Annotated in this window: 21 protein-coding genes and 1 pseudogene; 10 read left to right on the top strand and 12 right to left on the bottom strand. The window is 34.1% G+C overall.

Going from position 1 to position 25,339, the window contains the following annotated elements; translation table 11 throughout:
• Positions 1–61: 61 nt before the first annotated feature.
• The 4 genes from MYRA21_RS13050 to MYRA21_RS13035 form a co-directional block, all read right to left on the bottom strand.
• On the bottom strand, positions 62–1,123 hold the full coding sequence (locus MYRA21_RS13050) for a CNNM domain-containing protein (RefSeq protein WP_006259119.1): 1,062 nt from the start codon (positions 1,121–1,123) through the stop codon (positions 62–64).
• 110 nt (positions 1,124–1,233) lie between these two features.
• Positions 1,234–2,490 (bottom strand): hypothetical protein, encoded by a 1,257-nt coding sequence (locus MYRA21_RS13045; RefSeq protein ID WP_039329321.1) that lies wholly within the window; start codon positions 2,488–2,490, stop codon positions 1,234–1,236.
• Positions 2,491–2,729: 239 nt separating this feature from the next.
• A complete protein-coding gene (locus MYRA21_RS13040) occupies positions 2,730–3,230 on the bottom strand; it encodes a DUF2199 domain-containing protein (protein ID WP_006261026.1) in 501 nt (166 codons plus the stop codon).
• On the bottom strand, positions 3,230–4,297 hold the full coding sequence (locus MYRA21_RS13035) for an SMI1/KNR4 family protein (RefSeq protein ID WP_039329318.1): 1,068 nt from the start codon (positions 4,295–4,297) through the stop codon (positions 3,230–3,232). Before MYRA21_RS13035 ends, MYRA21_RS13040 begins: the two co-directional genes overlap by 1 nt.
• A 56-nt stretch (positions 4,298–4,353) precedes the next feature.
• Between MYRA21_RS13035 and MYRA21_RS13030 the strand changes: the two genes are divergently transcribed.
• Complete coding sequence (locus tag MYRA21_RS13030; RefSeq protein ID WP_006259124.1) at positions 4,354–4,920, top strand: GNAT family N-acetyltransferase; 567 nt, start codon at positions 4,354–4,356, stop codon at positions 4,918–4,920.
• A gap of 52 nt (positions 4,921–4,972) precedes the next feature.
• On the opposite strand, the gene MYRA21_RS13025 is transcribed toward MYRA21_RS13030, so the two are convergent.
• The 5 genes from MYRA21_RS13025 to glyA all read right to left on the bottom strand — a co-directional run bounded on the left by MYRA21_RS13025 (position 4,973) and on the right by glyA (position 10,781).
• Complete coding sequence (locus MYRA21_RS13025; protein ID WP_039329316.1) at positions 4,973–5,818, bottom strand: hypothetical protein; 846 nt, start codon at positions 5,816–5,818, stop codon at positions 4,973–4,975.
• 85 nt (positions 5,819–5,903) lie between these two features.
• On the bottom strand, positions 5,904–6,815 hold the full coding sequence (locus MYRA21_RS13020; protein ID WP_039329313.1) for a hypothetical protein: 912 nt from the start codon (positions 6,813–6,815) through the stop codon (positions 5,904–5,906).
• Between the two features lie 112 nt (positions 6,816–6,927).
• The gene (locus MYRA21_RS13015; protein WP_039329311.1) at positions 6,928–8,301 is read right to left on the bottom strand and encodes an aldehyde dehydrogenase; all 1,374 of its coding nucleotides are present in this window, start codon (positions 8,299–8,301) and stop codon (positions 6,928–6,930) included.
• 125 nt (positions 8,302–8,426) lie between these two features.
• Positions 8,427–8,948, bottom strand: a complete 522-nt coding sequence (locus MYRA21_RS13010; RefSeq protein ID WP_158437112.1) for an HAD domain-containing protein — start codon at positions 8,946–8,948, stop codon at positions 8,427–8,429.
• 558 nt (positions 8,949–9,506) lie between these two features.
• On the bottom strand, positions 9,507–10,781 hold the full coding sequence (gene glyA, locus MYRA21_RS13005; RefSeq protein ID WP_039329309.1) for a serine hydroxymethyltransferase: 1,275 nt from the start codon (positions 10,779–10,781) through the stop codon (positions 9,507–9,509).
• Between the two features lie 109 nt (positions 10,782–10,890).
• Between glyA and fahA the strand changes: the two genes are divergently transcribed.
• The 3 genes from fahA (at position 10,891) to MYRA21_RS12990 (ending at position 14,759) form a co-directional block, all read left to right on the top strand.
• Positions 10,891–12,174, top strand: coding sequence for a fumarylacetoacetase (fahA, locus tag MYRA21_RS13000; RefSeq protein WP_039329307.1), 1,284 nt, complete (start codon positions 10,891–10,893; stop codon positions 12,172–12,174).
• 151 nt (positions 12,175–12,325) lie between these two features.
• Positions 12,326–13,885, top strand: a complete 1,560-nt coding sequence (locus tag MYRA21_RS12995) for an IS1182 family transposase (RefSeq protein WP_006261699.1) — start codon at positions 12,326–12,328, stop codon at positions 13,883–13,885.
• A gap of 208 nt (positions 13,886–14,093) precedes the next feature.
• Positions 14,094–14,759, top strand: a complete 666-nt coding sequence (locus MYRA21_RS12990; protein WP_235279921.1) for an SMI1/KNR4 family protein — start codon at positions 14,094–14,096, stop codon at positions 14,757–14,759.
• A gap of 114 nt (positions 14,760–14,873) precedes the next feature.
• Here MYRA21_RS12990 and MYRA21_RS12985 read toward each other — a convergent pair whose 3' ends face one another.
• Both MYRA21_RS12985 and MYRA21_RS12980 read right to left on the bottom strand, forming a co-directional pair.
• Complete coding sequence (locus tag MYRA21_RS12985) at positions 14,874–15,230, bottom strand: four helix bundle protein (RefSeq protein WP_006259132.1); 357 nt, start codon at positions 15,228–15,230, stop codon at positions 14,874–14,876.
• 1,157 nt (positions 15,231–16,387) lie between these two features.
• Positions 16,388–17,320 (bottom strand): hypothetical protein, encoded by a 933-nt coding sequence (locus MYRA21_RS12980; protein WP_039329304.1) that lies wholly within the window; start codon positions 17,318–17,320, stop codon positions 16,388–16,390.
• 273 nt (positions 17,321–17,593) lie between these two features.
• Here MYRA21_RS12980 and MYRA21_RS12975 point away from each other — a divergent pair, with 273 nt between their 5' ends.
• Complete coding sequence (locus MYRA21_RS12975; protein WP_039329303.1) at positions 17,594–18,319, top strand: SDR family oxidoreductase; 726 nt, start codon at positions 17,594–17,596, stop codon at positions 18,317–18,319.
• A gap of 174 nt (positions 18,320–18,493) precedes the next feature.
• Here the strand turns inward: MYRA21_RS12975 and tnpA are convergent, their stop codons facing one another.
• Entirely contained in the window at positions 18,494–18,865 is a 372-nt protein-coding gene (tnpA, locus tag MYRA21_RS12970; protein ID WP_235279918.1) for an IS200/IS605 family transposase, read from the bottom strand.
• Between the two features lie 214 nt (positions 18,866–19,079).
• On the opposite strand from tnpA, the pseudogene MYRA21_RS12965 reads away from it, so the two are divergent.
• The 5 genes and pseudogenes from MYRA21_RS12965 (at position 19,080) to MYRA21_RS12945 (ending at position 25,339) form a co-directional block, all read left to right on the top strand.
• Positions 19,080–20,639 (top strand): annotated as a pseudogene (locus MYRA21_RS12965) (IS1182 family transposase).
• Between the two features lie 171 nt (positions 20,640–20,810).
• Positions 20,811–21,974 (top strand): conjugal transfer protein MobB, encoded by a 1,164-nt coding sequence (gene mobB, locus MYRA21_RS12960; protein ID WP_082013833.1) that lies wholly within the window; start codon positions 20,811–20,813, stop codon positions 21,972–21,974.
• Between the two features lie 365 nt (positions 21,975–22,339).
• Positions 22,340–23,197 (top strand): VWA domain-containing protein, encoded by an 858-nt coding sequence (locus tag MYRA21_RS12955; RefSeq protein WP_039329302.1) that lies wholly within the window; start codon positions 22,340–22,342, stop codon positions 23,195–23,197.
• 3 nt (positions 23,198–23,200) lie between these two features.
• Entirely contained in the window at positions 23,201–24,322 is a 1,122-nt protein-coding gene (locus MYRA21_RS12950; RefSeq protein ID WP_039329301.1) for a hypothetical protein, read from the top strand.
• Positions 24,323–24,325: 3 nt separating this feature from the next.
• On the top strand, positions 24,326–25,339 hold the full coding sequence (locus tag MYRA21_RS12945; RefSeq protein WP_052237541.1) for a protein kinase family protein: 1,014 nt from the start codon (positions 24,326–24,328) through the stop codon (positions 25,337–25,339).

The following is a 25,339-nucleotide window of genomic DNA, read 5'->3' as shown; positions in this document are numbered from 1 at the left end:
AAAAACAAAGAACTCCATCGCTTTTAGCGATGGAGTTCTTTGTTTTTTAAACTTTGTAAACTTATTTTATGACATCTTCATCAGCCAAATAAGCATATTTCTTTTGTCTATTTTGCCATCTTTCTTCTGCATATTGTCTCAAGTCCACGATCTTATCTTTCTCATCAATAATCTCAAAACCAAGTAGGGTCTCGATAATATCTTCCATAGTGACTAAACCATCTACTTCACCATACTCATTCACTACAATAGCGATATGCTCATGCTTCTCCTTCATCTTATTCCAAGTCGTAATTACATTCAGTTTTTCAGACACAAATAGAATATCTCTCTTTATTTCCTTTAATTGAATATCAAATCTATCTTCTGCTAAATACTCGAACGCAACTTCTCTTAGCACGTAACCTGTAATATTGTCTTTCGTATCACTATACACAGGGATTCTAGAGAAATGTAGAAATTCTTTATTCTTCAGGAACTCTCTTAAAGTCATTTCTTCATCTGCACTAACCAACATAATACGCGGTGTGTGAATTTCGTCTATACGTACTTCGTTTAACTTGAATACGTTTTGAATAATCTTGTTCTCTTTAACACCTAAGATACCTTCTTGCTCTCCAATACTTGCTAGAGTTGCAATCTCTTCTCTACTGGTAGAAGACTCTGCATTCTTCTTGCTCAACCTCTTTGTCAAGAAAGATGACATAATCACTAATGGATAACTTACAACAACCATAGCAGAAATAACACTTGCCATAGATCCATAGATATCCTTAGCATAATTCGCTCCTAAAGTCTTCGGTATAATCTCTGTTAAGACTAAGATTAACAAAGTCAACACAGCAGAGACTACTCCGAAATATGCCTCTCCAAAAACCACTGTTGCTTGTGCTCCTACTCCTGCAGCTCCTACTGTATGCGCAACTGTATTTAAGGATAAAATAGCCGATAACGGCCTGTCAATATCCTCTTTTAGGTTTATCATTTTTAAGGCTTTCTTATCTCCTGCTTCTGCTTTTGACTTTAAAAAAGAAGGGGATAAAGAAAGTAAGCTTGCTTCTGCGATAGAACAGATAAAAGATACAGCTAAAGCCAGAAACAAATAAACTAATAATAATGTCATGTATTTTTAAATATTTACACAAGATTACCTATAAAAAAGACACAAGAAGGATAATAGTTAATCAAAACATACAAATTCGCTTCTGAAACGTCAATATGAGTTACTGATATTTAGGTATGTTGCATAATGTATCCACTTACTCTAGTCTTATCACACCAGAAGATATAACACAATCCACCACTACCGTAATACACTTCTCCTCCCTGTACATCGGGAACTTCTGAGTCTAACTGCATAATAAACTGCATCTTCTCTCCGCTAATAGGACACGTCAAAACCTCTCCACTCTGTATCCAAGAAGGTTCTCCTCCTATTCTAAATAAATTCTCTCTACTATTAGCGCTTGCCCAAGACTGAAATGCCCAACGAGAATCCGTAAGTACGATGCTTACTTCTGTAGGAACCATCGCATGCTCTTCTACCCATTCTATTGTCATGGGCTCTCCTATCTTATGAGGATTTCCTTGTTCATCGTGTTGATAAAAGACAACACCATTTTCATTTAATTCACGTAAATGACATCCCAACACTAGTTGAGATAAACGTATTGGCAATCCTTCAGGAATAGGATTTAATGTAATGATATGCATAAAGGGGTTATTCTCATCTTCCGCTAAATACCCACCTACTTTATACTTATCTGCTAATGGTGCACCATTCCACGTTGGATGATCTGTACGGTTTAAATGTACTGCACTTGGCTTGTTTAAATACTTTGGTTCAAATAAAATATGATACGTTTGATCTGAACAGTATCTTTTTACCTTTCCGTATTCTCGACACAATCCCACACCCTCTAAATACCCATCGATGTAATCTGCTGAACTCACATAAGTGCTCAATTCTAATTCTAACGCATGTGAAATAAGGCTTTCTATAGTAACGATATCTCTAGATTCGACTAAACAATTAAACAACTTAATCTTAGTTTCTAAATCGGTACTTGATGCTAAGAATTGAGCTAAATAAGGTTGTAATTGAGCAGAAGTACAATTTCTCCAATGATAGTCTGCAAAATAGCTATCCCCATTAGGATTTAAGACTAATAAATCATCGAGATAAGGATGTAATATATGCGGTAACTGAATACTTGCATACTCTATAACACTCTCTGCTACGGCACTCTCTTTTTCTTTTAAAATATCAATTGCTATTTTAACTAATTGGCAAAAGTCTTTCTCATTAACATAACTTAGTGCACTGTGAAAAAGCGTTGAATCCTTCTCTATATTCATCAGAAACTCTAAGCAGAAAGCATATATTTCTGCTTCATCCTTCATTAATCCCCTTAATTGATTATAAACATCAGGTGTCTTCCATTCTGTCTGTTTATAATCTATTGCTAATTGTTGTCCTTTACTACTCATTCTTTTCTATCTCTATCCTATTTATTCTAGTTTGCCTTATTGAGAGGTACTTTATACCTTTTGTACAAAGTCTAATCGCTGTATTCCTTGCACTTTGGCGCACATTGCTTGCACTTTCCTAGGACTTTCCTTGCCCAGAGCACCTTTTTGTCGAAGAATAGTGCAAGAATACCTCAAGGAATCTGCTAGCATCATACAGCAAAACTAATCTTGAATTATGACATACTTAAATCCCACATCTATTTTACTAAAGCCTCGATTCTCTTCAAAGCTTCTTCTGTCGAAATTCCATCATAAAAGTCCTTTATAAATACTGAATCTCCTTTTTTATGAGGTAAAATAGTTGGAATCCCTTTACTATTATCTACCTCAACATTGGTAGGTAAAGCAAAAGAAGTATTAGGAGGATAATTAGGTAAATTAGTCACTAACCAACCAAAGTAAGTAGTCTTGTACTCTTTATCCTCATAGTGCTCATAATAGTCTTTCATACTCGCCTCACTAAGACTAACCCAAACCCCGTAATCCAAGTATTGGCAGGCATCATAGACATACTGAGTCAACACCCCTCTCAGATACCAATGTGTCTCATCTTCTTCATCTATACTACATATTTCGCTCGTTAAGTCTGCGTGTTCTCTTTCTTCCTCAGACAGTGCTAAGTAAGGATCAGGAGCTTTAAATACTAATGCAGGCCAATCCTCGTGTTCTTGCCCACAATCTGCACATATATATTTCATTAGAATGTTCCGTTATCTATTATAAATTGTTGATGTTCTGTTATTGCTCCTTCTAAAGATTCTATTTCTCTATAAATCAACTCCTCTAGGCAGAAAGCAATTACTGTTCTACTCCAAGACTCATTTTGTAGTTCTATAATTTGTCCATACGTCCCTATATCACTTGGATCAGTATCTATCAGTAGATAATCTCCATTCTTCCCTTCTGCAAAAGGAATCCACTTAGGGTTAGCATATCCTGTACACTTAAGTCGGGTATCATAATCAGTTATTATATCTTCATCTACCTCATCATCATCGAACAACTCATTGATACCTTCCCACTCATCTGCTATCTTCTCAAAAGGCAATAAGTCATAATCCCATCCGTTGGCATGCAAACTTAGTGCTGAAGTAACAGCATTCCACTTCACATTCGCTATCTTATAAAAATTAACTAAAATGGCAGGTAATTCTACTTCGTCTAATTGCTCTACAACAATATCTAATTGTTCTTGAGTAATACCATGTGTCGGATTATAGTACTTATTATCAGCACCAACTCTATGTTCTATTGTTTTTTTCCATTCATACCATACCGCCTCTAAATATTCAAAGTTTTCATCAATAGGTAATAATGCTTCTTCTTCTTCTTCAACCTCTTCATAAGCTTGTAAAGAAAGAGAATACAACTCTTCCCTTCTGATATTATACCACACCGTCACATCATTAAATCTAAAAGCACCAGTATCATCTGTATCCCAAAGTTTTATACGCTCTTGCTTATGTTCGTTATAATACTTCATTACATCTGATTCCCCATTTAGTTTTAATTGACCTATAAATGCAGATTTCACAGCTGTAGCGTAATCTTCTACTCTATAAGTTACTTCTATGGTATTAATATTTATCCTATCCTTAGCGAAAGCTCGTAATCCTACTGTATGCCAAATATAAACATCATTATGCTCTCCTGAGAATACCTCTGGCTCTCCAAATAGTGTAAACAGTTCTTCTTTTGCTATCGGAAAGCTATACAGTTGCCCATTTATCTCAAATCCTTTTGATGTAAAATCAAAGTCTATCATCTTTTTTATTTTGGGCTAAAATACTATTAATTTCAAACAATAAATTCACTGAATACATGGAAGTATTTACTATTTTTATAAAAACAACTCTTATGAAAACAATAGAATTAACCACAGAACGCCTTCTTCTAAATCAACCTAATCTACAGGATATTCCTCGCCTATTAGAGATTATGAAAAACCCTGTATACAGTCAGAACACAACCAATATCCCTTATCCTTATACAGAGGCAAGTGCTACTTTTTGGGTAAACTTAGCTTTAGAAGGATTAGAGATTGGAGATAAATACATCTTTGCTATTCGATTAAAAAGTAGCTCTACGATCATCGGTGGAGTCGGCTTAGGAATAGACAAGGCAAACAATAAAGCTGAGATGGGCTATTGGTTAGATGATCAGTACTGGAATAAAGGATATATTACTGAAGCAGCACAAGCTCTAGTTCATTTTGGCTTTGAGACATTGCATCTAAAAAGAATATTTGCTTCTCACTTTACGCATAATGAAGCATCAGGAAAAATCATGCAAAAGATAGGAATGCAACAAGAAGGGGTATTGAAAGCCTATACATTAAAGGATGGTGAATACCTTGACCATGTGTTGTATGCGATAGTAAATAAATAAGGGTTAGAAGTTTTAGCTTCTAACCCTTATTTATGTATCGTATCAATTATGATTACTTTTTCTTCACTTTTACATTTTGAGAAGTTGTATTAACCATCGTGATATTAACTCCTTCATCTGATTCTATATTAACCGTAACATCTAACTTACCATCTATAGATTCAAAGTATTTCTTCTCCATATCATAAATAACTTCTTTAGTACCTCCTCCTTTCATCTCTGCAAACTTAGTAGAAGTACTCTTAGAGGTGATCGTTGTCTCAATAACTAAATAGGCTTTATTATTAGCTATTTTGGCTATTTTATTTACTTCTTTGGTTGTTACCTCCACTTCACTTTCATCAGATAATCTCATCTTTTGAGTATTAGTAGACTCAAATTCTTGATTCACTTTTATAGGATCACTACTAAGTCCATTTCCATTAAATAAGTCATCTAACATCACAAGCAAATCTCCTTCTAAAGTCTTGTGTTTTTCACCTAATGATTTAGACAATTTTAACCCTTTTTTGGCATCTACACTACCTCTACTATATCCTTTTATAGGCCCTTCAGTCTCAGTATTTACAACTGATTTTCCTTCAAAAACTCTAGCAACTCTCTTCTCTAGGTCCAAATCAAAGTTCAGAGAATTCTTCTTTTTAGTTGTCCAATGTAGTGTATAACTTGCATTAGATTCTTCGGTCTCATAAGTAGGATAAGAATTCTGCCCCTCTTTATTAATCATCTCAATGATTTCTTTATTTCCTACAAGGTTAGTAATCGTACTAAACTTATCATTCGAAATTATCTCATAAGAGCTACCCGGTTGTAAGTCAAGTGATAAAACAACAGATTCTTGTGCTTGTACCTGAGCAGAAAGTGCTACACAAGAAATAAAAAACAGTATCTTTTTCATCTTTTTTAATTAAAATCACCACAAGGTAATTACTTTTTAACAATTAAACTATTCAAATATTAAAAGCTTTTAACTGTTAGATTTCTTATTTCAATAAACTCACATTGTAAATTAAGCTTCTAAGATCTTGTTGGATTGTTTTTACTGTTGCTTGAAGCTCATTATTCATATCTGCCATTAAATGAATTCCCTCTGATTTAAAAAATCCACCTTTGCCAAAATAGAGTTCCTCATCCTTTTTACTAATCTCCTCATTAAAAGCAAAAAACAGCCATCTATTCTTTAATGTCTGTATTAGGGATAATTTACCTTCATTACTAAAAGATTTATCATTCATCACTCTCCATACTGCAGGAGGAAATGCAAGATTATCATTCTGTTCAAACCAAATATTACTAAGTAAACTTCTATTCGTTTTTAGTTCTACTTTTTTGCCTTTCGGATTTAATAACAAAAATCCTAGTCCTGTACCTACTACCCCACCTGCGATATTTAATCCTTTATTCGTATTATCATTTGTAATCAAGGCTGTAGATAATGTAACTGCTGCACCGATCGCGATAGAAGCAACTGTTAGTTGAGTATTGGTAGTTCCGTTTTTAGCATCCAATACCCTTGCTAGTTGATCATATCGCTCCCCATTACAATCTAGTTCTGCTGCCAAAGCATCTATCTCTATCTGAAACAATTGGACTCTAATAATAATCTGTTGCTTCGCTTCTAATCTCTCTATAGGATCTGTACTATTTAAAAACTTAGCCAACTGAGGCACTAATCCCAGATGAGACGCTAGTCTATAATCATGAGGAGACAATTTCTGTTTAACTCCTAAATCTTCAAACGCCCTTTGCTCTTCAGTGGTATCATCTGTATACACAATGGTAGGCGCACAATAGTTCTCTTGCAAAACAGTCACTCTTGAACTTTTAATAACTGATGAACAAGATACTAAGAAAGTACAACCTATAAGGGCTGTCATTAGTTTAATCCATTTCATTTTACTTATTTTTAATTCAAAAATAGTTAATAAGAGTTAAAACAATTATCTTTAATCAATATTTTTACATTAAAAACAAAAGAGGCAAGCATTATACTTACCTCTTATTCTTTTACTTAAATAATCTTCTCAACCAATTCTCCTTCCTTTTTGTATAAGGAGGATATTTCATATTAGACTCAAACCAGAATGGCTTGTGTAGTATACTTTTAAAATGAGTAAACGCTTCGAAACCATATCGTCCATGATAACTCCCCATCCCACTAGCACCAACACCTCCAAAAGGCAAGGTACTTGTAGTCAAATGCATTAAACTATCATTGACTGCACCTCCTCCAAAAGAGACTTCTCTTAAAATCTTCTTTATAAGGCTCTGATCCTTGGAATAAATATAACATGAAAGAGGTTTAGGTTTTTCTTTTACTTTCTCAATTACCTCATCTAATGACTCAAAAGCTATAATAGGCAATATAGGGCCAAATATCTCTTCTTGCATAACACTATCTTCCCAAACCACATTATCAAGGATTGTAGGGCTTATAAATCGTTTTTCTCTATCTATATAGCCACCAAAACATACCTTCTCAAGATTAATTAAACTAACCAATCGATCAAAGTGGTGTGTATTAATAATCTGTAAATAGTGAGAAGGTAATTCTTTACTATCCAATGGGTAATTACTCATTTCTTTCTGAAGTTGTTTAATCAACTTCTCTTTGATTTCTCTTTCTACTAATAGATAATCAGGAGCTACACAAGTCTGTCCCGCATTCAATAACTTCGCCCAAACAAGACGTTTAGCCGTTATCTCTAAGTCACAATCTTTTAAAATAAACACAGGACTCTTTCCTCCCAATTCTAGTGTAACAGGAACTAAATTCTTCGCTGCTGCCTGATATACTATCTTTCCAACAACAGTACTTCCTGTGAAAAATATCTTGTCAAACTGTAGGCTTAATAACTGTGTAGTTTCTTCTACTCCCCCCTCTACCACATATAAAAGCTCTTTAGGAAAAATACTATTGAGCAACTCTGCTAATACATTGGATGTATTCATTGGTAATTCACTAGGCTTAATCATTACTGTATTTCCTGCTGCTATAGCTGTCAAAGCAGGCAAAAGAGATAATTGATAAGGATAATTCCACGCACCAATGACTAAACACAATCCTAATGGTTCTGGCATTATATACCCCCTCCCAGGAAAATTGATAATCCCTGTAGAAACTCGTTTAGGCTTACTAAGTTTCTTAATATTCTTGATAAAGTAATCAATCTCTAGATAAACAATAGACAACTCTGTCATATAGGTCTCAAAAGAAGACTTCCCAAAATCTAGATATATCGCTTCAGCCAATCTGTCTTCATTGGCTTTAAGCAATTGTTTTAGTTTCTTTAATTGTGTAATACGAAAGCTAATATCCTTCGTTTGATTGCTATTAAAGAAGTCCTTTTGAGCATTGAATATTGAGAGTATAGTGTCCATAGCGTAATAGTTATCCTATCAAAGATATTCATTTTACAGATATGATGGAATAATACAAAAAACGAGACTTATAGTCTCGTTTTTTGTATCTCAATAATTTATTATCAACAAATCTCTAAGGCAAATTAGGATATATTACTTTCATAAAAGTCAGTATCCTCAGCTACCTTATTACTAACATTCAATAACTGATAAGTATTAGATTTGTTAAGAATCGACTGAATAACTGACAGATCATCCTCACATAACCCTATATAAGAGCTTGTTAGAACTACTCTATCCTTAAGATTAGACACTAAGCCATTTAATGTTTTATCATCATCTAGGATGATTACCTCATTTATATCGTATTTCTTTTCTGCTAACCACCATTCTATCTCAACTCTTCTTGATCTCATAAGAGATTCACTTTCTATCTTAGACAATTTATCAAATCTTAATCCCCTATTTCGAAGTATTTCCTCCCATTGGATCAAAGTAAACCTATTCTTATGAGAAGTCGAAAGAATAATCTCTTCTACAGGAATAGAATTAAAAACAGCTATCGCTTGATCTAAAAAAACATAAAAACCATCCTCAGCAATCTCAACTTTCTTATTAGGATTACCGTGAACCATTACACCGTCAATATCTAGAAACACTTTCATATTAAAAATCTATTACACAATATACGCTCCTAATCAGGCACCATCTATCCCAATACCCATCATAATCTATCACCAATACCTCTTAACTTCTTAAAAGGCGGTTAATCACAGTGATTTTTCACTCCTACCTTGATAATAATATCCTTACCTTCTAGTCTATATATCGATGATGCCTTTCTATGATTAAACTACCCTCTTTCGCTACAACAATATTTTCAAAGTTCTTATTTAACAGACCTTGCTTTGTGTTATATACAAATCATGAACAGTCTCATCTGCAAGGAACAGTTCTAATTGCCTTCTAAACTCCTGTTTCTATAACTCTATATAATCCACCAAAAGTAATCGTTCAAAAAATAATTACCTACATATCATAAAGTTATAGATTTTATTTTAAACTAAGTATATATTTTTTTCACCGTCATTATTTTCAAAAACAAATATTACTGATTAACAATAGCAAGAGTTTTAACAAAGTCCCTTCACACAATATTACAGATAAAAAAAAGGGACTCATCTCTGAGCCCCTTCCTTATTAAAATCTTATATTTTAGTCGATTACCAAACGAACATTGGTCTTTCTTCCATCATTTCATTTACTTCGTCTGCTACTTCCTCTAAAACAGCCTCATCAGTATGATTCATCAATACTCTATCGATAAGGTCTACAATAGTTTCCATATCAGCTTCTACTAAACCTCTTGTAGTAATAGCTGGAGTACCAATACGGATACCTGAAGTTACAAATGGAGATTTGTCATCAAATGGAACCATATTTTTGTTCACAGTGATTTCAGCTTTCACTAATGCTTGTTCAGCTTCTTTACCAGAGATATTCTTATTTCTAAGATCGATAAGCATCATGTGGTTATCAGTTCCTCCAGAGATAATGTTATAACCTCTCTTCACGAAAGCAGCAGCCATAGCTTTAGCATTCTTCTGCACTTGCATCATATATTGGAAGTACTCATCAGTTAATGCTTCACCAAAAGCAACAGCTTTAGCAGCGATAATGTGCATTAAAGGTCCTCCTTGGTTTCCAGGGAATACAGCACTGTCTAATAAAGCAGACATCATACGTACTTCACCTTTAGGAGTAGTTAATCCGAATGGATTAGGGAAGTCTTTCCCCATCATAATCATACCTCCACGTGGTCCTCTCAATGTCTTGTGAGTAGTCGTAGTGATAATATGACAATGAGGTACAGGGTCATTCATTAATCCCTTAGCGATTAATCCCGCTGGGTGTGCAATATCAGCCATTAATAAAGCTCCTACACTATCAGCAATCTCTCTAAAGCGTTTAAAGTCCATATCACGAGAATATGCAGACGCTCCAGCGATGATTATTTTTGGTTGCTCTTTAGTAGCCACCTCTTGTATTTTATCATAATTTAATAATCCTGTCTCTTGATCTACTCCGTAGAATACAGGATTGTATAACTTTCCTGAGAAGTTAACTGGTGATCCATGAGTTAAGTGTCCTCCATGAGATAAATCAAAACCTAAGATTTTGTCACCTGGTTTAAGACATGCAAAGAATACAGCTGTATTAGCTTGTGATCCAGAGTGAGGTTGTACGTTAACATACTCAGCACCGAATAAAGCTTTAGCACGGTCTATCGCGATTTGCTCTACTACGTCTACTACTTCACATCCTCCGTAGTAACGTTTATTAGGGTATCCCTCAGCATACTTGTTAGTCAAACAAGAACCTGCTGCTTCCATAGTTTCTTCACTTACAAAGTTTTCAGAAGCAATTAATTCAATACCATGAATTTGTCTATCTTGCTCTTCTACGATCAGGTCGAAAATTTCTGAATCTCTTCTCATTTAGTTTGTGTGTTTCGTTAATTTGCTTCCAAATGTACAAAAAACGTTTGTTATATTCAGTCTTAATTATATATTTGAATATACTATTAACTTAAACAAAAAAACAATTATGATGATTAGTGCAAATGATCCGATGAGGAAAACATGGTTACCAGTAGAGAGTGATTCTGACTTTCCAATTCAGAATATTCCTTTCGGTGTTTTTATCACCAAAGATGATATTATAACTATAGGAACTCGTATCGGAGATTATGCCATTGATTTGAGTGCCTTACAAATGCTTGGATATTTTAAAGGTATAGAGCTGACAGATGATGTTTTTTTACAAGACACACTTAATGACTTTATCTCTAACGGCAAAAAAACATGGCGAGCGGTAAGAAATAGAATCGCTGAGATATTTGACCAAAACAACGATGAATTAAAAAACAATACTAAACATAGAGATGTTGTCATCTTCAAAATAGAAGATGTAGAAATGCAATTACCTGTGTATATAGGAGACTATACTGACTTCTACTCAAGTAAAGAGCACGCTACCAATGTTGGAACCATGTTTAGAGATCCTGATAATGCTTTATTCCCTAACTGGCTTCATATCCCGATAGGGTACCATGGTAGAAGTTCTACTATTGTTCCTTCAGGAGTAAATGTAAAACGTCCTGTAGGACAGACTCTTCCAAAAGGAGCTACCACGCCTATCTTCGGAGCGTCACAACGTGTAGACTTTGAGCTAGAAACTGCTTTTATTACTACAGATGCTAACCTAATAGGAGATAGTGTACCTGTAGATGATGCTGAAGAGTACATCTTCGGTATGGTGCTTCTAAATGACTGGAGTGCACGAGACGTTCAGACTTGGGAATATGTACCACTAGGGCCATTCTTGGCTAAGAACTTTGCTTCTTCTATTTCTCCTTGGATCATCACTTTAGATGCTCTTGAGCCTTTTAGAGTAGCAAGCCCAAAACAAGACCCTACTCCTCTTCCTTATCTACAACAAACTGGAGATAAAGCTTTTGACATCAAGCTAGAAGTTTACATACAACCAGAGAATAGTGAAGATAAACTAGTAGCTGAATCTAACTTTAAATATATGTACTGGACAATGAGTCAGCAATTAGCTCATCACACTGTAAATGGATGTAAAGTAAACTCAGGAGACTTAATGGGCTCTGGTACTATATCTGGTCCTACACCTGACAGTTATGGTTCTATGTTAGAGTTAACTTGGGCTGGTAGTAAACCTATCACCATGCCTGATGGTAGTACTAGAACATTCTTACACGACTATGATACTGTAACCATGAAAGGATACTGTAAAAATGATGAAGTAAGAATTGGTTTTGGAGAAGTAAGAAGTACTTTACTTCCTGCTACAATCAAGTTTTAAAACACTATACTGATCAAGTATAAATGACATACAAAAGGGGCTGTCTCATAAAGACAGCCTCTTTTTTATTCAATATTTGGTATATCTATACTTTTAAAATTTGTTTATTTCGTTGATTATCAGTATTTTTAAATCTTAAATCAATGTGTTTATGGCAAAACAATCCCCTAGATTTAAATACTACGCTCAGAATCAAATGAGCTTGATTCCTCATTCCTTAGATGATTTTATTCCTAAATTACATCCTGTACGTATTATTAATACAGTAATAGATAAGTTAGACTTAGAAAGCTTATATGATAGCTACTCTAAATGTGGTGGTATCAGTTATCATCCTAAGATGTTGCTAAAAGTTTTAATCTATGGTTACCTAAACAATGTATACAGTAGTCGCAAGCTTGAGCAGGCTTGCTTAGAGAATGTTCATTATATGTGGCTGAGTGGTATGTCTTACCCAGACCACAATACAATTAATCGTTTTCGCTCTTCAAAACTTAAGGGTTATATAGAGCAGATCTTTACTCAGATTGTTGAATTATTTATAGCCGAAGGTTTTATCAGTATTGAAGAGGCTTATATTGATGGAACTAAAATCGAAGCCAATGCTAATAAATTCACCTTTGTTTGGAAGAAAGCTATTTCAAATTATAAAGAAAAGATGGTTCAACAAATCCTAGAGATATGGGGGTATGCAGACTCTATTGCTAGACAAGAAAGTGAACTTCCACCTCCTCCAGATTTTAAGAAAATAGATACAGAAGCTATCTCTCAAGCCATTGATACATTAAATGCAGCGCTAAAAGACAATCCAGATGTTGATCAGAAAGTAAAGAATAAACTGAAGTATATTACTAAAGAGTATCCTACAAAAATTCAAGAGTACCAAGAGCATGAAGCTATATTAGAAGATCGTAATTCTTATTCTAAAACAGATAAGGATGCTACTTTTATGCGTATGAAGGAAGATCATATGAATAGTGGTTTTCTAAAAGCAGGCTACAATGTTCAAATATCAACCAACAATCAATATATCCTAGCCTATAGTATACATTCAAACCCAACTGATACAACTACATTAATACCTCACTTAGAAAAATTCAAAGAGAATTATGGAGTATATCCAAAGTCTGTTATAGCAGATGCAGGGTATGGTAGTCAAGAAAATTACACCTATTTAGAGGGGGAAGAAATTAAAGCTTTTGTGAAGTATAACACTTTTGATCAAGAGCAGGAACAAGTAGAAAAAAAACCAAGAAAGAATGCTAAGCAAAGTACAAAGCCTTTTACAACAGATAAATTGTTTTACCAACACAAAGGTGATTATTTTGTATGTCCTATGGGACAAAAAATGCACTATATTGGAGATACAACAAAAACTACAACTACAGGCTTTATCCAAACATTAAGGCAGTATCAAGCTAAAAATTGTCAAGGTTGTCCTTTAAATGGTGTGTGTCATAAAGCAAAAGGCAATCGGACTATAGAGATAAACTTTGAATTACAACGACACCGAAAACAAGCAAGTAAATTACTCACTACAAAAGAAGGTATTGACAAGCGTAAACAAAGGTGTCACGATGTAGAAACAGTTTTCGGAAATATTAAACAGAACCATGGGTTCCGCCGATTTATGCTTCGTGGTAAGGAAAAAGTCGCAATAGAATGGGGATTATTGGCAATTGCACAAAATATCAGAAAGAGAGCTGCCTAAAAAGACTCTTTTTACCCTTTTTTTTCCGAAATGTTTTTTTCAATCCTCTAAGGTTGCAATATTTCAAAAAAAATCCCCTAAAACAATATCTAAAATATCAGAACAAAGAGGGCTGTCTCTTTTTGCAATGAGACAGCCCCTTTCTTTTTGAGTAAACCTATACTCTTTTCTAATTATTAAGTACATTTGAGCCTTCAATACTATGACTATGTACACAGAACAAATCAAACGCATCAAAGAAAAAATAAGTCAACTTGACAAATTAGACCAAGACTTGGAAGTATTCGGTGCTGATACACATGAATATATATTAAACCCTGTATTAAGCGACAACGAAGTAACACAATTTGAAAAAGAGCATCAAATCAGTTTACCAAAAGACTACGTAGCTTTTATTACACAAGTAGGAAATGGTGGTGTAGGGCCGTTTTATGGATTACAAACACTAATGGAAGCTAGTGTAAATGAAGAATTAATGATGATCACAGGAGAAGACACTTCTTCTCTTTTACAAAAAGCTTTCCCTCATACGCAACCTTGGAATCCTATTGAGGCACTGGGTGAAATAGATAATAAGATAGAAAAAGCTGCTGAAGAAGGAAACGAAGAATTAGAAGAAGAACTATACGAAGAGAGATTAGAAATAATCGGTGGCGAAGAGCACGATTATGGAAGACTTAACTTATGTGACTATGGATGTGGTATCACATTATTCTTAGTAATTACGGGAGAACAAAAAGGAATTATGTGGACTGATGATAGAGTTAATGACGGCGGATTATACCCAAGTATTGAGCTAGAGAACGAAGCTAGTCTGTCTTTTTTAGACTGGTATGAGCTTTGGTTAGATAATACTATTGCTGAATTTGAATAAAACTCAGTATAGATAATTGAAATAAAGAAGCGTGAAACGCCCCGTGCGTATCACGCTTTTTTTAATAGGCTAATAGTCTTTTTAGCCATAGTCTGTACATGGTAAGTTAACGTCTTATTCCTTTTTCTTTTTCAACGATTTAATTAAAGTGTACAGCATACTTCTAATCTCTGTAATAGTAGAATCGTATTGAGCTATATTCTCTAAATAATTCAGATCATGTGCTATCACTAATTGAGTTTCTAACTCTGCTAAATTTCCTAGAGCTATGTATAGAAACTGTTTATACTCCTTATTCCCTTTTCTAGCACTCCCCTCAGCTATATTAGAAGGAATAGCTACAGCACTCTGTCTTAGCTGACTGCTCAGTCCATATATTTCCTCTTTTGGGAAGTCTTTTGTAATATCATAAACAGTAGAAACAAACTCTACACTGTACTTCCAAACCTCTAAATCGCGATGTGTATTCATAATTAAATTTTAGTCGAAACTACTTATAATAATGTTGGTATAGGCTATCATAAATATTACGAAATAATTAAGTTATCGTAAAGTAGAGATTATACACTCGTCTATCTTTCCCTTCCTAACCTGAGTTCGATTACTATTAGTTTTTTACAATTACATAAAACGTAAAAACAAAACAACACTATAAATAACTGGTCAACAACGCATTTTATCTTCATACTTAAAGATAAGTGCGTGAAATCTATTTTATATAATAAGTTTTATACTTTTTTATTTCATACTAAGCTTAAAAAGGCTGTCAAAACAAAGAGACTTATTTTATCTTTTAATCTTGTTTAGGGTTTTCTAAGAAATGCAATAGCTTAATGTAGTTAAAGCCCATAAGGACTATCAAAACTCTTGCGTATATTGCAAAACTACCTGTACAAAAGAAACTGATTAGCACTAACATTAAACAAGGTTTTCTTCGGGCGTTGATTAGAGAGTCTTTTGGAGTTCTTCGGAAAACTAGTCTTCCTTCCGAAGAAACACTGAATTATTCCGAAGAGGTTCCGAAGAAACGCATAGCGACAACATTTCTTATTACTGTAAATCAACCAATTACAATACCAAAATAGGAATAAAGTGGAACTTTTGGGAAATAAAGAGAAGTTTTTGGAAGAGAATGGAAGAAAGTGGAAGCTATTCTAAAAACTTGTTTTTTCGATTGTAGTTTTGCCATGTAATCAGGAAGAGAAATATAATCTAATTGGTATCCTATGATTTTCCTGATAAACATGCAAGCTAACTTCTTTTTTAATTTTTTTATCGGACAACCATGATTTTATATCAGTCTTTATTTACAAGTTAAAGGTAGTTTTATTTTGACCTACTAGGAGATTGCTTGAGGTTTTCTTGCACCTTTCTTGCACCTTTCTTCGACAAAACTACCTTCTAGGCTAGAAAACCCCTAGAAATCTCCTAGCAATCCCCTAAGAAGTGCAAGCCAAGTGTTCTTGTTCTATTCCTAAATATGAGTGTCATTCTATATTAATACCATGATACACTAATGGATAAAACCTCTTTAGTCCAATTGAGGTTCCTAAATAAAAAAGCCCCTTAGTATGATCACTAAGAGGCTTAAAAAAAAGTACATTATTTACTCTGAAAGTAAATCGTAATTAACATCCTATACTTTCGTGCGCCGCTACGGGCTGTATAGAAACATTATTATTGGTTGTATCTGACAGATACAATGTCGGTCTAGAAATATTGTACTCCGTAGAAGTATTGATCAATATATCTATTATATTATCACCATTAAGATCTCCACTAAAAATCACTTTAGGCACCTGCCCTTCTTCAAAGTACTTCTGAGATAATAGCATCATTTCGCTGACTTGTTCTCCATCTTCTATCTCCATACGTAGAGTATAATTCTTCACATAATACTTAGGCATATCATAGCCTTGCTCTACAGAGTTTAAGAAGTCTTCTTCGCTTACTCCATTAAGTTTTCTTGTACCCGTAGCATATAAAGTATACTCCCTACCTTTAAATGAAATTTGTACTTTCTCGCCAGGATAGATATATGAAGGAATATTTGCCGTCTCTACAACAGCCTCTTTCAGACTACTATTTTTCTTCTCTATAAACATTAGACAAGCTTGTTTTCCACTATTAGAAATAGCTACTCCACTCACTTCGTCTTCCTCTTCACTAGTATCTGCAAGAATCTTAGATACCAGAGGCGCCATAGCCACTAACTTATACGTATTAGTACTATCAGATATTAATCCTAACCATTCTTTTGACTCTATTCTTTCAGGAACTTCATCTGCATGAAATGCCCCAGGTGTAAGAAGCGTATTGTCAAATGAAAAATGTTTTGGATAATCCTTAATATTTTCGGTTCCAGACACTATACTATAGTGTTCAAAACCATCGTCATCTGTTCCTAAGTTGCTGATGACTATTTCTTCAGGTTTTAGGTTAGCGTAACCAATATTCCGATCACCCTCAGTAGATACTTCTTCTACTTCTTTGTTTTTACAACTGTTCATAGCTAGTCCAATTGTCAAAACTATCACTGCAATTAGTGATTTTCTTTTCATCGTTATTTCGTATTTTTAAGGTGGTGCAAAAGTATATGTTCTTCTGATATCCCAACTATAAAAACCACATTTTAACACTACTCGTAATAAACTAATAAACAGATAATTGCATCATTAAAAAACAATACCGTACTGCTACTTAATGTCAAAACTCTTAAAAAGCTTCCCAACAAGTTTACTATACCTCTTCTTTTTGTAAATTGCTGATTCTTAAAAACAAGATGAACAGTAAAAATAATCTTCATCTTTTACACCACATAAATGCAATACATCATGAATGCAAAAACATACTTAATATTTGGAGTAAGCAAAGGCTTAGGAAAAGCCATCACGCAATATATTCCTAATGAACAAGATATCGTCTACGGTATCTCTCGTACTAAACCTGATTATTTAGATAAACACGATCAGAACAAGCATTGGATAGCAGGAGATTTATCTCATCCAAGTCAAGCTACTAATGACTTAAAACAAGCAATAGGTAACCAAAAAATAGATTATTTAATCTATAATGTAGGGATATGGGAACACAATGCTTTCTCAGATACTTATAGCTTCCATGATAATACGCAAGAAGAAATCATCAATATGATTAACACCAACATCTCTTCTTGTATTCTAATGATTCAAGCCTTTATAGAAAACCTAAAGTTATCAGAGAATGCTAAGATTATCTTAATAGGATCTACTTGGGGATTAGATAATCACAATGGAAAAGAAGTTGCCTTCTCAGCGACCAAGTTTGCATTAAGAGGAGTTATTCACTCTTTAAGAGAAAACCTAAGAGAAGATAATATAGGAGTATCTATTCTTAACTTAGGATATCTAGCTACAGAATATGGATGTGAAGAAACTGTAGAGTCTATTATCGAGAAATCTAATGGGGAACTTATTCCATTACAAGATGTATTACAGGCCATCCGCTTTATCATCTCAACATCTAATGCATCTTGTGTAAAAGAAATCAATATGCCTGCGATGAAGGATATAAATATGTAGTAAAACAAATATCAACAAAGCCATAACACACTGAATGTCTTAAAAATATAAAATAAATTTTCAGTAAAAATACATCAAAGATTAATAACAGGAAAAACGATTGTAAATAAACCACTATGGACTGAAAGTCCATAGTTTGTTAAAGCAGACTAAAGTCTGCCTGGATGGAGCTACTTACTCAAGTATAAAGTTACCTCCGTTATCATTTGGTTTACGATGGTGTTCAAGATATTGATTTAGCATTTCATCAGTAATATTTCCTGTACTCCAACAACCAAAGCCTATTGCCCAAAAGTGACGTCCCCAATATCTGTGCTTCAACTCAGGAAATTCTATTTGGAGTTTCCTTGAGGTACTACCCTTGAAGAGTTTGACAATATTGCTTATGTTTTGAGATGGTCGATATTCTATATGAAGATGAACATGATCCTTTGATACTACACCTTTTAAAATTTGAATATCTTCTGCTTCACAAATCTGAATGATCAGACTACGACAACGTATCTGAATATCTCCTTCCAATACTGGATAACGATATTTAGTCACTCATACTATATGGGCGGTTAAACGTGATACACTATGTCCTCCGGTTCGTTGATATTCCATATATCAAAGGTAAACATTTTTAGAAGCTGAAAGCTAAATGGGACTGTCTCATAAAGACAGCCTCTTTTTTATTCAATATTTGGTATATCTATACTTTTAAAATTTGTTTATTTCGTTGATTATCAGCACTTTTAAATCTTAAATCAATGTGTTTATGGCAAAACAATCCCCTAGATTTAAATACTACGCTCAGAATCAAATGAGCTTGATTCCTCATTCCTTAGATGATTTTATTCCTAAATTACATCCTGTACGTATTATTAATACAGTAATAGATAAGTTAGACTTAGAAAGCTTATATGATAGCTACTCTAAATGTGGTGGTATCAGTTATCATCCTAAGATGTTGCTAAAAGTTTTAATCTATGGTTACCTAAACAATGTATACAGTAGTCGCAAGCTTGAGTAGGCTTGCTTAGAGAATGTTCATTATATGTGGCTGAGTGGTATGTCTTACCCAGACCACAATACAATTAATCGTTTTCGCTCTTCAAAACTTAAGGGTTATATAGAGCAGATCTTTACTCAGATTGTTGAATTATTTATAGCCGAAGGTTTTATCAGTATTGAAGAGGCTTATATCGATGGAACTAAAATAGAAGCCAATGCTAATAAATTCAGCTTTGTATGGAAGAAAGCTATTTCCAATTATAAAGAAAAGATGGTTCAACAAATCTTAGAGATATGGGGTTATGCAGACTCTATTGCTAGACAAGAAAGTGAACTTCCACCTCCTCCAGATTTTAAGAAAATAGATACAGAAGCTATCACTCAAGCCATTGATACATTAAATGCAGCGCTAAAAGACAATCCAGATGTTGATCAGAAAGTAAAGAATAAACTGAAGTATATTACTAAAGAGTATCCTACAAAAATTCAAGAGTACCAAGAGCATGAAGCTATATTAGAAGATCGTAATTCTTATTCTAAAACAGATAAGGATGCTACTTTTATGCGTATGAAGGAAGATCATATGAATAGTGGTTTTCTAAAAGCAGGCTACAATGTTCAAATATCAACCAACAATCAATATATCCTAGCCTATAGTATACATTCAAACCCAACTGATACAACTACATTAATACCTCACTTAGAAAAATTCAAAGAGAATTATGGAGTATATCCAAAGTCTGTTATAGCAGATGCAGGGTATGGTAGTCAAGAAAATTACACCTATTTAGAGGGGGAAGAAATTAAAGCTTTTGTGAAGTATAACACTTTTGATCAAGAGCAGGAACAAGTAGAAAAAAAACCAAGAAAGAATGCTAAGCAAAGTACAAAGCCTTTTACAACAGATAAATTGTTTTACCAACACAAAGGTGATTATTTTGTATGTCCTATGGGACAAGAAATGCACTATATTGGAGATACAACAAAAACTACAACTACAGGCTTTATCCAAACATTAAGGCAATATCAAGCTAAAAATTGTCAAGGTTGTCCTTTAAATGGTGTGTGTCATAAAGCAAAAGGCAATCGGACTATAGAGATAAACTTTGAATTACAACGACACCGAAAACAAGCAAGTAAATTACTCACTACAAAAGAAGGTATTGACAAGCGTAAACAAAGGTGTCACGATGTAGAAACAGTTTTCGGAAATATTAAACAGAACCATGGGTTCCGCCGATTTATGCTTCGTGGTAAGGAAAAAGTCGCAATAGAATGGGGATTATTGGCAATTGCACAAAATATCAGAAAGAGAGCTGCCTAAAAAGACTCTTTTTACCCTTTTTTTTCCGAAATGTTTTTTTCAATCCTCTAAGGTTGCAATATTTCAAAAAAAATCCCCTAAAACAATATCTAAAATATCAGAACAAAGAGGGCTGTCTCTTTTTGCAATGAGACAGCCCCTTTGTTTTAACTACAGTCTGCGACCAATAAAATACCCGACACAATAGACGGTAGGTATTCTACACAATATTTCAATAAATGTTTTGAACCGTATCTGTCTGCCAATATCAAAACAGAAAAGACTGTTCGGCATATATCGCTGAACCCAGATCCTGCGGATAAGGTCAGCGATGAACAGTTTGCGGATATGGCTCAGGAATATATGGAGCGTATGGGCTACGGCAATCAGCCCTATATCGTTTTCAAACATACAGACATTGACCGCACGCATATCCATATTGTTTCGACCTGCGTGGGAATTGACGGCAAGAAAATCCCCGATGATTACGACCATCCTTGCTCAATGGCTATTTGTTGGGATTTAGAAACTAAATATAACCTGAACAAAGCCATCGAGCAGGAGCAGAAACAAGTCAACAAAGTTTTTAAGCCTGTAAATCATAAAAATGGAGACATCAAAAGTCAGATTGCTTCGGTAGTACGGCATCTACCAAAGTATTATAGCTATTCTACTATGGGTAGTTACAATGCTTTGCTTTCTCTATTCAACATCACAGCAGAAGAAGTCAAAGGAGAGCGGAACGGACAACCTGTAAACGGATTGGTATATGTGGCATTAGACAAGAACGGAAACAAGGTAAGTAATCCGTTCAAAGCGTCACTTTTCGGAAAAGATGCAGGAGTAACACAGCTTCAAAAACATTTTGAACAATCCAAAGAAAAAATGAAAACCAATCCTGCATGGTCTATTCTGAAAAACACGGTTGAACTTGCCATACATACCACAAGCAACGAAACAGATTTTAGAAAGCAACTTGTCGAGCAAGGCATTAATACGGTTGTCCGCAGGAACAACAGCGGGCGGATTTACGGTATCACGTTTATCGACCACGAAAGCCGTAGCGTTTGGAGCGGTTCGCAATTGGACAGAAATCTCTCGGCAAACGTATTCAATGATTGGTGGAACAATGGAAACAAACCCGAACTGAAAACACAGGAAAGCCCTGTTTCCAATACGGAAACATTAGACCACCAACCGACAAAAGACCTTTTCGAGTTTATCTCGCATGAACATTCGCACAGCTCCGATTTGGGATTGTTCAGCCTGTTGCCCCAAGCACAGGGCGAGGATTATGAGGAAGAACAGTTTGCTAATCGGATGAAGAAGAAAAAGCAGAAAGGGAAGAGATTGTAGGAATAACCTTTGAAGTACCTTACAGATAAAATCCGTAACGTATTTTTCATATATTTGCAGAAGAACAAAAAAAGTTTTAATGAATTAGATAAAAGAAAAATAGATATATAAATACAGCGTTTCGCTTTATAAATTCCTGTATCTGAAAGGTCGAAAATTTCAAATAGCACAGGAAAATAAGAGTGGAAACACCTACGGTAAAGCGTGGGCGTTCCTTTTTGCTTTGTGCTATCGGTATTCGACCACCGCAGATACGAGCAAGGGGAATTAGCTCACGTTATTTTTTTACCTGATTATGGGTTTCCGTAATCATTAGAAAATATATTTTGATAAATTTGAAATTTAACTATAAAACAGAATAAATTATGAGTAACAATTCAAAACAATGGAGTTCAGCAAATCCTGGTTACATCATTTTCTTAATTGACCAATCAGGTTCTATGGGAGAAGATTATACAGGAGGAAAAAACAAAGCCGAGTTTACCTCTCTCGTAATCAACAGAACAATTAACGATTTAATTTTTACAAATAGTGCAGGTGACAAAATTAAAGACAGAGTGTTTTTATCTCTTATTGGCTATGGTGGAAAAGGTGGAAATTCAGTGGATGATATTCGTTCCGACTATTTAAGTGCCTTTGCTGATAGTCCTTTAAGAATTGAGAAAATAAAAAAGAAAGTATCGGACGGAGCTGGAGGTTTAGTGGAAATTGAGGAAGAAATGGCGATGTATGTAGAACCTACTTGCCCTCGAAACGGATTGACACCAATGGCAGAAGCTCTTGATTTTGCAAAGCAACTAATTGAAGGCTGGATAACTAAAAAACCTGACAATCCTGCACCTGTAATTATAAATGTTTCGGACGGAATGCCATATACAGGAAGTAATCCAATAGACGATATTGAAAAAACAATATCAACCGCAAACAGTATTATGAATATCAATACTGGAGATGGAAATCCTCTAATTTTCAATGTTCATTTAGGACAACCACCATTCAACGAAACAAAGTTTTCCTCAACTGAAACTGAAGTTTCAGACGAAGAAGGAAAAATACTTTTCAAAATCTCAAGTAAAGTACCTGAAACATATCGTGAAGCTGCAAGAAAACACGAATTTGTAACAAACGTAGATTCAAGAGGTTTTGTTTCAAATGCTGGTCCCGAAACTCTTATTAAGTTTATCAATTTTGGTTCATCTGGAGGAACAGACAGAATTATTTAAGAAATGAAAATCAATATAAAAGGATTTATAACGAGTAAGAAATCAGAATTATATTCAGATTGTGCGGATAATTATGCTGTAAACATTGAGCATAATAAATTCTCTATTTCTGATGGGGTTTCAAAGTCTTTCTTCCCAAAAATTTGGTCGGATATATTGGTAAATAAATATGTCAATCAAAAAGATTGGAAAGATAACAATGAATTTATTGTTGAAAGTCAAAAAGAATGGCAATCCAAAATTGATGAAATTGTAAATCAACCAGAAACCAAATGGTTTACAAAATCTCAATACAATAGAAAAGATCCTGCATTGGCAACATTTGTCGGACTTCAATTTTTAGAATCTGACCAAAAATGGATTGCACAAGCATTAGGAGATAGTTTTTTGTTTTTTATTCCAAAGGGTTCAACAGAGATTGAAATTAAATTATCCACTAAACCCGAACCTATTGTATTTGACAACTTCCCTGATTATTTATCAAGTATTGGAGGTTCTCATAAAGGAGAAAAAAAGCCAATTAAAGGAGAAAAAATAAAGGAAGGAACTTTTTATTTAATGACCGATGCCCTTGCTGAATGGTTTTTATTAAATACAGAACAAGCCAAACAGACACTTGACAACATCAAAACCCAAGAACAATATCTTGAAACAATTGCAAATGAAAGAAATGCAAACCGATTAAATGACGATGATTCTGCAGTTTTGATACTTGAACTTTTTGACGATGGCATAAAAGAATTTTCCTATTCTAATATCGAAGTAACTTTTTTGTCAAAGTTTGTTAGAGAAGAAGCGGAGAAACTTGAAGAAGATAAAAAAAAAGAAGTTTCTTCTCAAGATTCTTTAAGTGTAAATGAAGAAGAAAATTCTGAAAAAGAGGAAATTAAACAAGTTGAGCAATCAACGGAGATTAAAGATGAGGAAATTGAAAACTCGGAGAAGAAAATAGAGGAGAAAAAACCGCTTGATGAAAATGTAAAAGGCAACACAGCAGAGGATAATTCGCTTGTCGAAAATAATAATCTTTCAGAACAAAATCAGAAAGAAGAAAAATCATCTGAACCAATTCAGAATATAGTTTCCGACAATCCAAAAGCTAAATCAATTTTTGATAAATTCTAACGTATGGCAAATATTTATCCTTCAAGAACTGATATTGTTACAGCAATGCGAAATCCGCAAGTTAGCTTTAAAGCAAGCGAATTGGTTGGTGGCTCAATTATCCAAAAAGGTTCTCGTGTTATTCAATATTCAGGTGGTTATACAACAGTTTTTCCGTTTCATACAAGCAATTCCCAAAAAGTAGCTGTACGTTGTTGGATTGCCGACATTGGAGATGCCAAGAGAAGAAGTCAGGAAATATCAACTTATTTAGCAAATCTGAACAATTCTTATTTCTGTGATTTTAAATATTTGGAAGAAGCACTTCTTATCAATGGTAAAATCTATCCTATCGTTTTAATGGATTGGGTTGAAGGAAAAACTTTGAAAGATTTTATCAACGATAATATACATTCAAATCCTTCTTCAATTTCAAAAGTACGAGAGAATTTTAAAGAAATGGTTGCTTATTTTCATCAGCAAAATATCGCTCACGGAGATTTGCAACACGGAAATATTTTGGTTAATCCCGATTGCAGTTTAACAATTATTGATTACGATTCAATGTACATCAAACCGCTTGAAGGAATGACTGATTCAATTAAAGGTTTACCCGGCTATCAACATCCGTCGCGGTCTGCAAACAGGTTTGTAAATCCTAAATTGGATTACTTTTCGGAATTAACAATTTATTTATCCTTGCTTGTATTTGAAAATCAACCAAGTTTATGGGAGAAATATTATGAAACCGAAGACTTGCTTTTTTCAAAAGATGATTTTGCTAATGCAAATCATTCGGCTTTAATCAATAGTTTATTGCAATCCAATAATCAAACAATTGTTGATTTGACCAATAAAATGATAGAACAGTTAGCGAAAAGTGATATTCAACAATTAGAGCCGTTAGAAAATTTACTCATTGACAGAATGGAAGTTATCAAAGACAGTATTTTTGACAAATTTGATAAACAACCCAATCCACCAAGTAAAAAAGAAGTAAAACTTCCTAATGTAAATGACATAACGAATAAGTTTTAA

Origin of the sequence: Myroides sp. A21 (genome assembly GCF_000807225.1) — a bacterium.
Lineage (GTDB): Bacteria > Bacteroidota > Bacteroidia > Flavobacteriales > Flavobacteriaceae > Flavobacterium > Flavobacterium odoratimimum.
This window is presented reverse-complemented; position numbering and strand designations above follow the sequence as displayed.